This window comes from Arthrobacter sp. QXT-31 (genome assembly GCF_001969265.1).
Lineage (GTDB): Bacteria > Actinomycetota > Actinomycetes > Actinomycetales > Micrococcaceae > Arthrobacter.
Genome location: NZ_CP019304.1, coordinates 627,966 through 642,799, shown reverse-complemented (window position 1 = coordinate 642,799; position 14,834 = coordinate 627,966). Strand labels below are relative to the sequence as shown.

Genomic DNA, 14,834 nt, shown 5'->3' with positions numbered 1-14,834 from the left:
AATGGATCCGAACAGCCCCCTGGCCCCCCGCCCCGAGGCCGTCCGCCATGAATACCGCCGGGCCGCCTCCTCCCACCCGGAAGGCAAGGGCTGGACGCGCAATGAGCTCGCCGCCCGCGTAGCCCAGGAGCTGAGCAACGGCCAGTACGTGAACCTCGGCATCGGCATGCCCACCCTGATCCCCAACTACATCCCGGCCGGCGTCGAAGTGGTCCTGCACTCCGAGAACGGCATCCTCGGCGTCGGCCCCTATCCCGGCGAGGACGAGGTGGATCCGGACCTGATCAACGCCGGCAAGGAAACCGTCACCGTCAACAAGGGTGCCGCATTCTTCGACTCCGCCCAGTCCTTTGGCATGATCCGCGGCGGGCACGTGGACGTGGCCGTGCTCGGCGCCATGGAGGTGGCCGCCAACGGAGACCTCGCCAACTGGATGATCCCCGGAAAGATGGTCAAGGGCATGGGCGGGGCCATGGACCTGGTCTTCGGCGCCAAAAAGGTGATCGTCATGATGGAGCATGTGGACCGAAGCGGAAAGCCGAAAATCGTGGAACGGTGCTCGCTGCCGCTGACGGGCAAGGCCTGCGTGGACCGCATCATCACCGACCTCGGCGTCATCGACGTCGTCGCCGATTCCGGCGGATCCCGTCTGGTCCTGCGTGAGCTGGCGCCCAACGTGTCGGCGGAGGACATGGTCGCGGCCACCGGGGCGGAACTGTTCGAGGAAGACCAGGAACTCACCGTATGAGTGCAGTTTCGGCAGGCTCAGCCACCGGCGGCGCGCGGGTCATCGAGCAGCGCGGACTCTACTTCGAGGAACTCGAGGAGGACGTCGTGTACGCCCACCGCCCGGGGCGGACCGTTACCGAGACGGACAACGTGCTGTTCACCACCATGACCATGAACACGCAGGGGCTGCACCTGGACGCGGCCTGGAGCTCGGGACAGCCCTTCGGCCAGCGCCTGGTGAACTCCATGTTCACGCTGGCCACGGTGGTGGGGCAGTCCGTTGGCCAGCTGACCCAGGGCACCATCATTGCGCAGCTGGGGCTGACGGACGTCTCCTTCCCGCATCCGCTCTACCATGGCGACACCCTCTACACGGAGACCGTCATCACCGGAAAGAGGCTCTCCGAATCACGGCCGGGGCAGGGCGTCGTCACCATGCAGCACACCGGGCGCAACCAGGACGGAACGGTGGTGGCGCTGGCCACGCGAAGCTGCCTGATGTGGACTCGCGAGGCACACATAGAGGCGCAGCGGGACAAATAATCGGACAATGGCACTATGACTTTTGTGATGGGACCCGCCCTCCTTTTCTGCCCTGCCGACCGTCCCGAACGCTTCCAAAAAGCCGCCGAGCGCGCCGATGCGGTCATCCTGGACCTCGAGGATGCCGTGGCCGCGCCGGACAAGCAGCGGGCACGGGGCGCCATCCTGGCCCAGCTCGGCGGATCCGGGGAAGGGCCGGAGCTGGATCCCAGCCGGACCATCATTAGGATCAACCCGGCCGGCACCGAGGACTTCGAGAAGGACCTGCACTGCCTGGCCCACACCCCCTACCGCACCGTCATGCTTGCCAAGGCGGAGAGCGCCAGCCAGCTCCGGGCCCTGCCGGATTTCCACGTGATTGCCCTGTGTGAGACCGCCGCGGGCGTGGTCCACGCACCCGCCATTGCCGCCGAACCCAACGTGGTGGCCATGATGTGGGGGGCCGAGGACCTGCTTGCTTCCCTTGGCGGCACGTCCAGCAGGAACGACGACGGCAGCTACCGTGCCGTAGCCCTGCACGCCCGCTCCTCGGTGCTCCTGGCCGCCGGCGCAGCCGGCAAACAGGCCGTGGATGCCGTGTACGTGAACATCCCGGACCTTGACGGGCTGGCCGCGGAGGCCCGGGACGCCGTTGCCTCGGGTTTCGGTTCCAAGGCCTGCATCCACCCCAGCCAGGTGGCCGCCGTCCGGGAGGCGTACGCGCCCTCCGAGCGGGACGTCGCCGCGGCACGCGAACTCCTGGAAGCGGCACGCACTGCCGGAACCGGCGTGTTCCAGTACCAGGGCAGGATGATCGACGGGCCCATCCTCCGGCACGCGGAGTCGGTCCTGGCCCGATCCCGCTAGCCGTATCCAGGGACGAAGAGAACCCGGGAAAGGGGCACCGCCGGCTAGGGAATAAATCTCCAGGACCAAGACTTGAGTCAAGTACACTCAAGTTTCTATGGAGGTTGAATGCCTACGTTTTTCGGGCCTGCCGCTTCCGGCAACGGTTCGTTTGAAGAGTTCTTTGCCCGTTACCTTCAGGGCCAGCGGGGTGCCAGGCCGGCACGTACCCGGGATCTCACCCGGCTGCTGAGCCGCCGCACCCACGAGGTGCTGGCCCTCGCCGCCCGGTTCGCCACTGACCACGGTCACAGCGACGTCGACGCGTTGCACATTCTTCGCGTCATGGTGCAGACCGAACCCGCCGCCGGGTACCTGCGGCGCGCCGGCGCCGATCCCGCCGCAGTCGCCCAGGCGGCGGAAGAGCGGCTGCCCGAAAAGTCGAGTGCGGCAGTGGACGGAGCACCGGCCCTGACGCCGTCGGCCCAGCGGGCCCTGCTTGACGCCCACCAGGTTGCCCGTGCCTTCGGCTCGACCTACATCGATCCCGAGCACCTGTTCGTTGCCCTGGTGCTCAACCAGGAAGCGCCGACAGGCCAGATCCTCATGGCCTCGGGCGTGACGCCCGAGTCCTTCCAGTCGGGGGCCAATGAGGCAGAACCTGACGGCGGATTCGCAAGCGGACCCAATTCGCCGGCTGCCGCCCAACAGGCCGCAGGGCCCGCTCCTGCGACGCCCACCCTTGACACCTACGGCACGGACCTGACTGCGCGTGCCCGCGAAGGCGGACTGGATCCGGTGATCGGACGCTCGGAGGAAACCGAACAGGCCATCGAGATCCTCGCCCGCCGGACCAAGAACAACCCTGTCCTGATCGGGGAGGCCGGCGTGGGCAAGACAGCCATTGTTGAGGGGCTGGCGCAGGCAATTGCCGCGGGCGCGGTTCCCGAGCAGCTTCGTGACAAGCGCGTCATTGCACTGGACCTGCCTGCCATGCTCGCCGGGACCCGGTACCGGGGCGACTTTGAAGAGCGTCTCACCAAGGCGATGGACGAGATCAGCGGCCAAGCGGGAAGCATCATCCTGTTCATCGACGAACTGCACACCGTGATGGGTGCCGGCGGGGCAGGCGAGGGCGGCATGGATGCGGGCAACATCCTGAAGCCCCGCCTGGCACGCGGCGAACTCCATCTCGTGGGGGCCACGACGCTGAACGAGTACCGCAAGGTGGAAAAGGACCCTGCCCTCGAACGGCGGTTCCAGCCCGTCCACGTCAGTGAACCGCACATCGAGGATGCCATCCAGATCCTGGCTGGGCTGAAGGACCGGTACGAGGAACACCACGGCGTGCAATACACCGACGCTGCCATCCGCGCCGCGGTCGAACTGTCCGCACGCTACGTCACGGACCGCTTCCTGCCGGACAAGGCCATTGACCTCATCGACCAGGCGGGAGCACGGCTCAGCCTGCAGCGCGGCACGGGTCAGCTGGATGCCCTGCGTGAGCGTCTCTCCGCCCTGGAGGAATTAAAGAATGCCTCCGTCGCTGACGAACGCTTTGAGGAGGCGTCCCGGCTGCGGGACGAGATCGTATCCCTGAAGGAGAAGATCGACTCCGGAGCGGCGCCCGCTGCCGCCCCTGCGGTTGTCGACGAAGCGGGCATTGCCGAGATTATTTCCCGGGCCACCGGCATTCCGGCAAGCCGGATTACCGAGGGTGACCGGGAGCGGCTGGCAAAGCTGGAAGAGGAACTGCATGAGCGGGTCGTCGGGCAGGACGACGCAGTGACGGCCATTGCCAAGTCTGTCCGCCGCAACCGCACCGGAATGGGCGCGGAGGGCAGGCCGATCGGCAGCTTCCTGTTCCTCGGGCCCACCGGCGTCGGTAAAACCGAACTGGCCAAGGCGCTGGCCCGGTCCCTCCTCGGCAATGAGAACGCCCTGGTGCGCTTCGACATGAGCGAGTTCGGCGAACGGCACACCGTCAGTCGCCTGGTCGGTGCCCCTCCCGGATACGTCGGGTACGGCGAGGCCGGCCAGTTGACCGAGCGGGTGCGGCGGAATCCGTACTCCATTGTGCTGCTGGACGAGATCGAGAAGGCCCACCCGGATGTGTTCAACCTCCTGCTCCAAGTCCTGGATGATGGGCGTTTGACCGACGGGCAGGGACGGACAGTTGACTTCCGGAACACCGTGATCATCATGACGTCGAATCTGGGGTCCGAGTTCCTCGCCAGCAGGACGGGCCCGGCGGGGTTCGCCATCCAGGCCAGTGAGGGGGACGCCGGTTCGGACCGGGCTCTGCGCGGACGCGTGATGGCCCGGCTTCGTGAATCGATGCGGCCGGAATTCCTCAACCGCCTCGACGAGATCGTCCTGTTCCGCAAGCTCGACCAGGCGCAGCTGCGCCAGATCGTCCGGCTCATGCTGGACGGCACGGAAGGCCGCCTGCAGGCGCAGGGGATCGGCTTTTCCGTGGCCGGGGAGGCCGTCGACTGGATTGCCGCGCGGGGCTACGAACCGGAATACGGTGCGCGTCCGATGCGGCGGGTGATCCAGCGCGAGGTGGACGACCGCATCGCCGACCTGCTGGTGGCGTCCGAGATGCAGCCGGGCGGAAGCGTCACAGTTTCCGTCGAGGGCGCGGAGATCAGCGTCAGCGCGGGCAGCCGGGTGCTTCCCCTCGCTGCGTAGACATCAGACGGAACTGGCGGGGCGGGTGCGGAGCGACGCACCCGCCCCGCCTGCCGCTTCCCTGCTACCTGCCGGCACGCAGGGAAATGGGCGGGATCGCCTCATAGAGCGGCGTCCGGATCCAGCGCTGGCCGGTCTCCCGGAACTCCGCGCGGGTGGCGAAACGGTACAGGTACGTGCGGGCGCGCACCCACCGGGGGCGCTCGCCGTCGAACGGGTCGTGGCGCAACAGCCGCAGCATCGCTGCGTCCGCCTCCAGCAGCTTGCCCAGGAAAGCGTAGAACCATTCCTCGTGGACCGTGCGCAGGGGCAGGAACCACATGAGCCAGTCCAGCCGCAGGTGGTACGGGGCCCACTGGCGGGGCAGCCTGCGCACGTCGCCCGGCTTCCCCTTGAACCCGTACTCGCGCCAGTCGGCCGCCTCGTCCGGCTCATCGTCCAGCGTGCCCTCCACTGCCACCTCGATGCGCTGCTTCGTCACCGTGCCGAACGCGCCGTAGGTGTTCACCAGCTGCCAGCGGTTGAAGCTGGCGTTCATCAGCTGGTACTGGGAGAACAGGTTCTTGATGGGCCAGTAGCTGAGGACCACCAGGAGCAGGGACGCGGCCAGCGTGATGACGAGCCACCACAGCGGAGTCTCCCCGGTGGTGTGCCACTCGAGCGGAATGAACGGGAGCACGGCGTGCGCCACGGGATCGCTGACTCCGGCGAAGGCCAGCACAATCGCAATCCAGTTCAGCCAGGCGAAATTGCCGCTGGCCACCAGCCACAGCTGGGTGAAGATGATGATGCCTGCCGCGATGCTGCCCAGCGGCTGCGGCGCGAAGAGGAAGAACGGAACTACCAGCTGGGCGAAGTGGTTGCCCACCACCTCCAGCCGGTGGAAGGGCTTGGGCAGCAGATGCGCCTGCCGGCTGAGGGGGCCCGGCATCGGCTGGGTTTCGTGGTGGTAGTACAGGGCGGTGAGGTCGCGCCATTCCCGGCCGCCGCGGATCTTGATCATGCCGGCGCCGAATTCCAGCCGGAACACCAGCCAGGCCACCAGGATCAGGACGGTCCGGGGCGGATCGGTCTGGTCTGACCCTAGGAAGGCCACCGTGAAGCCCGCCTCCAGGAGCAGCATCTCCCAGCCGAACCCGTAGAACGTCTGCCCCACGTTGACCACCGACATGTACAGCAGCCACAGCGCCAGGAACGCGATCAGCGGCACCCAGGGCGGGCCCAGCTGCGGGATGCCCAGGACCAGGACAGCCGAAATGACCAGGCCCACCGCACAAACCGTCCGGAACAGCCGGTCCGAGTAGCGCCAGCGGAACAGCGTGGGCCTGCGCATCCGGGTGAAGGCCTTCAGGTAGTCCGGAACAGGAAGCAGGCCGCGCTCGCCGAGAAGGGCGGGAAACTGGTTAAGGGAGGACAGGAACGCGACGAAGTAGAGTGCGGCCACACCGCGCTGCAGCACCTGCCGGGCGAATTCATAGTCCGGCGCATCGAACCACGCTGCCCAGTCCACGGGCACCACGTTACCCCGGCGGGCAAGCGCGTCAAGGTGCGGCCGGCCGCATGTGTGAAACGGCTCCCGCCGTCCGGCGGCCGCCAGCAGTGCGGGATACTTAAGCAATGCAGACTTCGGGCCCCGACCTACCCATGACAGGCCAGCCGCGCAGGATCGCCATCCTCGGATCCACCGGTTCCATCGGCACCCAGGCGATTGACGTCGTCGACGGCGCCCCGCACCTTTTCGACGTGGTGGCACTGAGCGCGGGAGGCGGCAACCTCGAACTGCTCGCCCGGCAAGCCGTGCACACCCGGGCCGCCGCCGTCGGTATTGCCGAAGGTGATCCCGGGCTCCTGCGGGACCTGATCAATGATGCAGCCGGCGCGGCAGGGATCGGGCAGTATCGGCCCGAGATCGTCGCCGGCCCTGACGCCTCGGCGAGGATCGCTGCCGTGGAGGCGGACGTGGTGCTCAACGGCATCACCGGTTCGATCGGGCTGGCCCCAACCCTCGCCGCGCTGGAGTCCGGCGCCACCCTGGCGCTCGCGAACAAGGAATCCCTGATCGTGGGCGGGTCGCTGGTCAAGGCCGCTGCCGCGGAGGGACAGATCGTCCCGGTCGACTCCGAGCATTCCGCCATCGCCCAGTGCCTGCGCTCCGGGACCGCCGCAGAGGTGGACAAGCTCATCCTGACCGCCTCGGGTGGGCCGTTCCGCGGGCGCACCCGCGAGGAGCTTTTCGCCGTGACCCCCGAGGAAGCCCTGGCCCATCCCACCTGGGACATGGGCCTGATGGTTACCACCAATTCAGCCAGCCTGGTGAACAAGGGCCTGGAGGTCATCGAGGCGCACCTGCTGTTCGACATCCCCCTGGACCGGATCGACGTGGTGGTCCATCCCCAGTCCGTGATCCACTCCATGGTCCAGTTCGTGGACGGTTCCACCATCGCCCAGGCCTCGCCGCCGGACATGCGCCTGCCGATAGCCCTGGGCCTGGGCTGGCCGGACCGGGTGCCCAACGCCGCCGCGCCCTGCGACTGGAGCCGGGCCACCAGCTGGACGTTCGAGCCGCTCGACGCCGAAGCCTTTCCCGCCGTCCGGCTTGCCAAGGACGCTGCCCGGCAGGGAAGCACGTACCCCGCCGTGTTCAACGCCGCCAACGAGGAAGCCGTCATGGCCTTCCACGCGGGCCGGATCCGGTTCACGGACATCGTGGACACCATCGACGCCGTCCTCAGCGAACATTCGGGTTCCTCCGGGCTGACGGTCGGATCCGTGCTTGATGCTGAGAAGTGGGCACGTGCGCGCACGCACGAACGTTTAGCAGTGAGCAGTCTCTAGGAAGCAGCAGATCTTTAGCATGAGTCCCGTCATCCTCTTCATCCTTGGTGTCGTCTTTGTGGCCATCGGCATCGCAGCATCGATTGCGCTGCACGAGGTGGGCCACCTGCTGCCCGCCAAGCTGTTCAAGGTGCGCGTCACCAAGTACATGATCGGCTTCGGCCCCACCATCTGGTCGACCAAAAAGGGTGAGACCGAGTACGGCTTCAAGGCCCTGCCGCTGGGCGGCTACGTGTCGATGATCGGCATGTACCCGCCCAACAAGGACGACGGTTCCGTCCGCCCGTCCAGCACCGGGATGTTCCAGACCATGGCCAGCGAGGCCCGCTCCCTGGCCCATGAGGACGTGGGTCCCGGCGACGAGAACCGCGTGTTCTACCGGCTCCCGGTCTGGAAGAAGATCATCATCATGCTCGGCGGGCCCGCGATGAACCTGCTGCTTGGCCTCATTCTCACGGCGGTGCTGCTCATGGGCTTCGGGATCTCCGAGCCCACCACCACCATCGCCGACGTTTCCAAGTGCCAGGTCAAGGCGGGGGAGACCGTCGACCCGGATTCAGCAGACTGCAAGCCCACCCCGGCCGCTGCCGCCCAACTCAAGCCCAATGACGTCATCACCTCCTTTGACGGAAAAACCGTGACCAGCTGGGAGCAGCTGACGGGCTGGATCCGCGCTTCCGCCGGCAAGGAAGTGTCCATCACCGTGGAGCGCGACGGCTCGCCGGTGACCAGCACCGTCACGCCGGTCCTGTCCGCACGCCCGGTCGTCGGTGCGGACGGACGGCAGGCAAGGGACGACGCCGGACAGCTCCTGTACCAGGACGTCGGCTTCCTCGGCATCGGTGCGCAGACCGCCCTGGTTCCCCAACCGGCGTCGTCCGTCCTGCCCATGGCAGGGGAGAACATCAGGCAGGTCGCGGGCGTTGTGCTTAACCTGCCGGCCCGGGTAGCCGGCGTTGCCCAGGCGGCGTTCAGTGAAGAACCCCGCGACCCCAACGGCCCCATCAGCGTGGTGGGCGTCGGCCGCGTCGCCGGCGAGGTGGCCGCCATGGAGGAAGTGCCGGCCCAGGCCCGGCTGGCCGCTTTGGTGGGACTCCTCGCCGGGCTGAACTTTGCCCTGGCAGTGTTCAACCTGATCCCGCTGCTCCCGCTCGACGGCGGCCATGTCGCCGGCGCACTCTACGAGGCGGTGCGGCGGCGGGTCGCCAAGCTGCTGGGCAAGCCCGACCCGGGCGCATTTGATATCGCGAAGCTGCTGCCCGTGACCTACGTGGTAGCCGCGCTGCTGATGGGCATGGGTGCCCTGCTGATCTATGCGGATATCGTCAAACCGGTTAATCTCTTCGGCTAACGGGCCGTTAGCCAAAATCGGCTGATTCACAAAAATCAGCTTCAAATGATTGATTCGCAAATATAAGCCGGATACGGTTTCGGCATGTACGTTCTGACTATTGACCAGCGGGACAGCACGAATGACGTGGACCGCGTACCCGAATTCCTCGGGGACCTCGGCGCGTATCCCGATGTTCGCTTTGAACGCTCGGTCGGCGACGAGGTGCAGGGGGTCCTGCAGGACCCTGCCTTGGTCGTCGACATCGCCCTCCGCGCCCTGCGAAGCGGGCGCTGGTACGTGGGAATCGGCGTCGGGCCCGGAACCTTGGCGCCGGACGCCAGCCCCCGCGAAGGATCCGGGGCCGCCTTCGTTGCTGCGCGCCGGGCGGTGGAGCGGGCCAAGTCAGCCGCGGGCCATGTGCCTGTGGCCGTGATCGCGGGCAGCCGGGAGCGCGAGTCCGCAGCGGCATGCGCCAACGCGGAGGCAGTGCTGCGGCTGGTTGGCAGGCTGGTGCAGGACCGGACCGAGGCCCAGTGGCGCGTGGTGGATGCCCTCCGGGCGAAGAGCGGGGCAGCAACCGGGCAGGGGACCGGACGCCACGGGCTCCAGAAACTGGTTGCGCAGGAACTGGGAATCAGCGAACAGTCGGTGAGCCGCTCCGTGCTCCGATCGGGCTGGCAGGAAGAATGGGCGGCAAGGCCCGCGGTGGAAATGCTGCTGGCCACCGCACACCGCCTCACCCTGGAGAGCCCCGGCTCTGAAGACCCGGACCCCGCCGGTAACCGGAACCATCACCAGGATCAGGGCCGCGACGAGAACGTAGGAGAAGCGTGAACGCTGTCTGGATCGCAGCCGCCCTGCTGACGGCCGGATTCGTGGGCTGGCCTGTCACCGCCCTGGTTTTCCGGCTGGCGCGCACCATCGACGACAAGGCGGACGCTGCCGCCGGCACCGGAAGGGACGCCGCCGACGACCCCTCGGCCGATGTGACGGTGGACCGCCCCGTCGCGGAGGATAAGCCGGCCGCGGCCGACAGGGGCAATACCGTGAATGGCGACATTACGGTGGAAGCCGGCGCTGCTGCCGCACCGGAATCCGGGGGCGAGGCGCCGGTCACACGGATTCTCCGGGGCGGGGCCATCATCGGCGTGCTCGAGCGGCTGGCAGTCTGCCTTGCCATCCTGGCGGGACAGCCCGTGGCCATCGCCTATGTGGTGGCCATCAAGGGCCTGGGCCGGTTCGCGGAACTCAAGGAGACGCCTGTGGCTGCGGAGCGGTTCATCATCGGCACCCTGGCCTCCATGCTGTGGGCGGCCGGAGTTGCGGCCTTTACGAAGGTCGTGCTCCTCGGGTAGCCCGGCCGCGGGATAGGGTATCTCTATGACTGTTTTTGCTGTTGAGTACGTATACGACGCCGAGTCCTCCGAAACGCGCGCGGCCAGCCGCCCCGCCCACCGCGAATGGACCGCAGGACTGGCGCAGGATGGCACGCTTCTTGCCAGCGGACCTTACGGCGACGGCGCGGGCGCCCTGCTCATCTTCAAGGCAGCCGACGAAGCTGCCCTCAACGAGGTCCTGCGGCAGGACCCCTTCGCCGCTGCGGGCGTCATTTCCGGCACGCGAACCACCGAATGGGTCCCTGTGACCGGCCTCCTGGCTGAGCACGCCGCCTAGCCAGCCCCGCACCACGATTTTCGATTTCAAGGAGTCCATGTGACCTCGGTCAGCCTGGGAATGCCGTCCGCACCACCGCCCGTTCTTGCTCCGCGCCGCAAGACACGCCAGATCAAAGTGGGCTCCGTCGGCGTCGGTTCCGATTTCCCCATCAGCGTGCAGTCGATGACCACCACGCCCACCACGGACATCAACGCCACGCTGCAGCAGATTGCCGAGCTGACCGCTTCCGGCTGCGACATCGTCCGAGTGGCCTGCCCCTCGGCCGATGACGCCGAGGCGCTTCCCATCATCGCCCGGAAGTCGCAGATCCCGGTCATCGCGGACATCCACTTCCAGCCGAAGTACGTCTTCGCGGCCATCGAGGCCGGCTGCGCGGCGGTGCGCGTGAACCCGGGCAACATCCGCAAGTTCGACGACCAGGTCAAGGAAATCGCCCAGGCGGCAAAGGACCACGGCACGTCCATCCGCATCGGCGTCAATGCCGGATCGCTGGAACCGGGCCTCTTGAAGAAGTACGGCAAAGCCACCCCGGAGGCCCTGGTCGAATCTGCGGTCTGGGAAGCCTCGCTGTTCGAGGAACACGGCTTCCACGACTTCAAGATCTCCGTCAAGCACAATGACCCGGTGGTCATGGTGGCGGCCTACGAAATGCTCGCCGAAAAGGGTGACTGGCCGCTGCACCTGGGCGTGACCGAAGCCGGACCGGCCTTCCAGGGAACCATCAAGTCGGCCACGGCCTTCGGTGCCCTGCTCTCGCGCGGCATCGGAGACACCATCCGCGTGTCCCTGTCCGCTCCTCCCGTCGAGGAAATCAAGGTGGGCAACCAGATCCTGCAGTCGCTGAACCTGCGCCCGCGCAAGCTGGAAATCGTCTCCTGCCCGTCCTGCGGCCGTGCCCAGGTGGATGTCTACACCCTCGCCGAGCAGGTCACCGCCGGCCTCGAGGGCATGGAGATCCCGCTGCGCGTGGCCGTCATGGGCTGCGTCGTCAACGGTCCGGGCGAAGCGCGGGAGGCCGACCTCGGCGTCGCCTCCGGCAACGGCAAGGGCCAGATATTTGTGAAGGGCGAGGTCATCAAGACTGTCCCCGAGAGCCAGATTGTTGAGACACTGATCGAAGAGGCCATGCGTATCGCGGAAGAGATGGGGGAGGCCGATGGCGAAGATGCTGTCAAGGGTAGCCCCGTGGTTAGCGTCTCATAAGGACGGCGCCGCCCCGGACGGTGCCGCCGTCCGGGTACTGGGTGTTGCGGACACCCGCCAATTGCGCGACCTGGCCGGGACGGATCCTGTTGCCAACGTGTTCATCCTGGCGCACCTGGAGTCGACGGACTCTGCCGCGCCCACCCCGGGCGGCGCCAGCGTCCTCGGCGTTTTCGACGACGACGCGCTGGTCGGCGCCTGCTGGGCAGGCGCCAACCTGGTCCCTATCCAGCTCGATCCGGAACTGGCCGGCCCGGTGGCTGCTGTAGCCCACCGCTCCGGGCGCCGGTACGCTTCGATCTTCGGACCGGCCGGCACGGTTCTTGCCCTGCACCGCCACCTCGAGGAGCTGGGCCACGTTGCCCATGAGGTCCGGCCCGACCAGCCGCTTATGACCATCACCGGTGCCCCGGCCGTTGAACCGAACTGGGAGCTGGGATTCGGGCAGTACGCAGATTTCGATGCCATCCTTCCCGCCTGTGCGGCAATGTTCGAGGAAGAGGTTGGCTATTCGCCGTACCTCGGCGGGCGCGACTTTTACAGCCGCCGCGTGGCAGGACTGATTCGCCAGGGCCACTCCCTGGTCCACCTCAAGGACGGCGAAGTGGTGTTCAAGGCGGAACTGGGCGCCGTCACCTCCGAGGTCACCCAGGTGCAGGGCGTATGGATGAATCCCAGCCACCGGGGACTCGGGCTCAGCGCCGGGTACATGGCGGCCGTGGTGCTGCTGGCCCAGAAACTGGCGCCGGTCACCAGCCTGTACGTCAACGACTACAACTCCCGGGCGCGGGCAACCTACGAACGTGTTGGCTTCCGGCAGGTGGGCACCTTCGCTACTGTCCTCTTCTAGCCGATGCCGCCGGCGTGCTGTACGGCGGCATCGGGGCACGGCCGGCCCGGGTCAAAAGTGGATTTGAATTCGGTGACGGCTATCACATAGGTTCTATTTAATCGCGTTTTCGGACGCGGGTGGTCTTTCGAGAATTAGCGGCATGACCGGCCGTGGAGCCACGCCACCACAGGGATGACCAGCCGCCAACGGCCAGGGGCTTCTCCTGCGGGGCGTGGCTTTTCTGTTCAGCTCCCACAGGGCCCGGAACCTGTACTGCTGCCCAGCCGGTAGATTAGTACCCAGACAATCAGCACTTCCCCCAAGAAACGGACACCTACCCGTGGTTCTTCGACTCTCCAAGCTTTTCCTGCGCACCCTGCGTGAAGACCCCGCCGATGCCGAGGTGGCCAGCCACCGGCTGCTCGTGCGCGCGGGATATATCCGCCGCGCGGCCCCGGGCATCTACACCTGGCTGCCGCTGGGGCTGAGCGTGCTGCGCAAGGTGGAACAGATCATCCGCGAAGAGATGGCCGCCATCGGCGCCCAGGAAGTCCACTTTCCTGCGCTGCTCCCGAAGGAGCCCTACGAGGCGACCAACCGCTGGACCGAATACGGCGAAGGGCTGTTCCGGCTTCAGGACCGCAAGGGCGGTGACTACCTGCTGGCACCGACGCACGAGGAAATGTTCACCCTGCTGGTCAAGGACCTGTACTCCTCGTACAAGGACCTGCCGCTGAGCATCTACCAGATCCAGAACAAGTACCGCGACGAGGCACGCCCGCGCGCCGGCCTGCTCCGCGGCCGCGAATTCATCATGAAGGATTCGTACTCGTTCGACGTCGACGACGCCGGGCTGGATGCCGCCTACGCCGCCCACCGTGAGGCCTACCTGAAGATCTTCGAACGGCTGGGCCTGGAAGTCATTCCCGTCACGGCCACGGCCGGCGCCATGGGCGGCTCCAAGAGCGAGGAATTCCTGCACCCCACGGAGGTCGGCGAGGACACTTTCGTTCGCTCCGCCGGCGGCTATGCCGCCAACGTCGAAGCAGTGACCACGGTGGCCCCCGCCGAGATCGACTTCACCAACGCCCCGGCCGCGGTGATCCGCGACACCCCGAACACCCCCACGATCGACACGCTCGTGGCGGCATCCAACGAGCTCGCGCCGCGCAGCGAGGCCGACGGCGGCCCCTGGACTGCCGCTGACACGCTCAAGAACGTGGTTCTCGCCGTTACGCTGCCCACCGGTGAGCGCCAGATCGTCGTCCTCGGTGTGCCGGGCGACCGGGGTGTGGACCTCAAGCGCGTCGAGGCCAACATCGGCGCCTACCTTCCGGTCGCCGGCGAAATTGCCGTGGAAGCCGCCGGTGAGGAGGATCTGGCCCGCAACCCGCTCATCGTTCGCGGCTACCTTGGCCCGGGCATGTCCCTGGACGAGCCGCTCCTTGGCCTGGAGGGCGCCGCCAAGCTCCTGTACCTGGTGGATCCGCGCGTCGTCAGCGGCACGGCCTGGATCACCGGCGCCAACATGGCTGGCAAGCATGTCTATGACCTTGTGGCGGGACGCGACTTCACCTGGGACGGGGTCATCGAGTGCACCGAAGTGCGCGCCGGTGACGAAGCCCCGGACGGCTCCGGACCGCTCGAGATCGCCCGCGGCATCGAGATGGGCCACATCTTCCAGCTGGGACGCAAGTACGCCGAAGCGCTGGAACTGAAGGTCCTGGACCAGAATGGCAAGCAGGTTGTGGTCACCATGGGTTCCTACGGCGTGGGTGTCACCCGCGCGGTGGCCGCGCTGGCGGAATCCAACCACGACGCCAAGGGCCTCGTCTGGCCCCGCTCCGTGGCTCCGGCGGACGTCCATGTCGTGGCGGTCGGCCGCGGTGACGAGATCTTCGAGGCCGCCGAGCAGCTCGCCCTCGAGCTCGAAGGCGCAGGCCTCGAGGTCATCTACGATGACCGGCCCAAGGTTTCCCCTGGAGTTAAGTTCGGCGACGCCGAGCTTGTCGGTGTGCCCACCATCCTGGCCGTCGGCCGCGGACTCGCGGACGGCGTCGTCGAAATCAAAGACCGCCGCAGCGGCGAGGCCGAAAACGTGGCCGTGGACAAGGCTGTTGACTACGTGGTCAACGCCGTCCGCAGCAACTGACGCCCACCCCC

General features: G+C 67.1%; 13 protein-coding genes. 12 read left to right on the top strand and 1 reads right to left on the bottom strand.

Translation table 11 applies throughout. The annotated features are described in order from the left end of the window. Window position 1: 1 nt before the first annotated feature. The 4 genes from BWQ92_RS03015 to BWQ92_RS03000 all read left to right on the top strand — a co-directional run bounded on the left by BWQ92_RS03015 (window position 2) and on the right by BWQ92_RS03000 (window position 4,791). A complete protein-coding gene (locus BWQ92_RS03015; RefSeq protein WP_076798176.1) occupies window positions 2-748 on the top strand; it encodes a CoA transferase subunit B in 747 nt (248 codons plus the stop codon). Next, complete coding sequence (locus tag BWQ92_RS03010) at window positions 745-1,272, top strand: MaoC family dehydratase (protein WP_076798175.1); 528 nt, start codon at window positions 745-747, stop codon at window positions 1,270-1,272. Before BWQ92_RS03015 ends, BWQ92_RS03010 begins: the two co-directional genes overlap by 4 nt. Before the next feature lie 15 nt (window positions 1,273-1,287). Beyond that, window positions 1,288-2,118, top strand: a complete 831-nt coding sequence (locus BWQ92_RS03005) for an HpcH/HpaI aldolase/citrate lyase family protein (protein ID WP_076798174.1) — start codon at window positions 1,288-1,290, stop codon at window positions 2,116-2,118. Between the two features lie 108 nt (window positions 2,119-2,226). Then, entirely contained in the window at window positions 2,227-4,791 is a 2,565-nt protein-coding gene (locus BWQ92_RS03000; RefSeq protein WP_076798173.1) for an ATP-dependent Clp protease ATP-binding subunit, read from the top strand. A 64-nt stretch (window positions 4,792-4,855) separates the two neighbouring features. Here the strand turns inward: BWQ92_RS03000 and BWQ92_RS02995 are convergent, their stop codons facing one another. Then, complete coding sequence (locus tag BWQ92_RS02995; protein ID WP_076803471.1) at window positions 4,856-6,301, bottom strand: lipase maturation factor family protein; 1,446 nt, start codon at window positions 6,299-6,301, stop codon at window positions 4,856-4,858. Between the two features lie 134 nt (window positions 6,302-6,435). On the opposite strand from BWQ92_RS02995, the gene dxr reads away from it, so the two are divergent. The 8 genes from dxr to BWQ92_RS02955 all read left to right on the top strand — a co-directional run bounded on the left by dxr (window position 6,436) and on the right by BWQ92_RS02955 (window position 14,823). Then, window positions 6,436-7,626, top strand: coding sequence for a 1-deoxy-D-xylulose-5-phosphate reductoisomerase (gene dxr / locus BWQ92_RS02990; protein ID WP_076798172.1), 1,191 nt, complete (start codon window positions 6,436-6,438; stop codon window positions 7,624-7,626). Window positions 7,627-7,645: 19 nt separating this feature from the next. Continuing rightward, window positions 7,646-8,977, top strand: a complete 1,332-nt coding sequence (locus tag BWQ92_RS02985) for a M50 family metallopeptidase (RefSeq protein ID WP_076798171.1) — start codon at window positions 7,646-7,648, stop codon at window positions 8,975-8,977. 84 nt (window positions 8,978-9,061) lie between these two features. Then, the gene (locus tag BWQ92_RS02980; protein WP_236783090.1) at window positions 9,062-9,793 is read left to right on the top strand and encodes a MarR family transcriptional regulator; all 732 of its coding nucleotides are present in this window, start codon (window positions 9,062-9,064) and stop codon (window positions 9,791-9,793) included. After that, window positions 9,790-10,314: a hypothetical protein gene (locus BWQ92_RS02975; protein ID WP_076798170.1), complete on the top strand. Its 525-nt coding sequence runs from the start codon at window positions 9,790-9,792 to the stop codon at window positions 10,312-10,314. Before BWQ92_RS02980 ends, BWQ92_RS02975 begins: the two co-directional genes overlap by 4 nt. Window positions 10,315-10,339: 25 nt before the next feature. Next, complete coding sequence (locus tag BWQ92_RS02970; RefSeq protein ID WP_076798169.1) at window positions 10,340-10,633, top strand: YciI family protein; 294 nt, start codon at window positions 10,340-10,342, stop codon at window positions 10,631-10,633. A 39-nt stretch (window positions 10,634-10,672) separates the two neighbouring features. Beyond that, window positions 10,673-11,839 carry a flavodoxin-dependent (E)-4-hydroxy-3-methylbut-2-enyl-diphosphate synthase gene (gene ispG, locus BWQ92_RS02965; RefSeq protein ID WP_076798168.1) on the top strand — a complete coding sequence of 389 codons (1,167 nt, stop codon included), beginning with the start codon at window positions 10,673-10,675 and terminating at the stop codon, window positions 11,837-11,839. Beyond that, entirely contained in the window at window positions 11,802-12,689 is an 888-nt protein-coding gene (locus BWQ92_RS02960; protein WP_076798167.1) for a GNAT family N-acetyltransferase, read from the top strand. The genes ispG and BWQ92_RS02960 overlap by 38 nt, the downstream gene beginning before the upstream one ends. A gap of 322 nt (window positions 12,690-13,011) precedes the next feature. Next, window positions 13,012-14,823, top strand: a complete 1,812-nt coding sequence (locus BWQ92_RS02955) for a proline--tRNA ligase (RefSeq protein ID WP_076798166.1) — start codon at window positions 13,012-13,014, stop codon at window positions 14,821-14,823. Window positions 14,824-14,834: the final 11 nt, after the last annotated feature.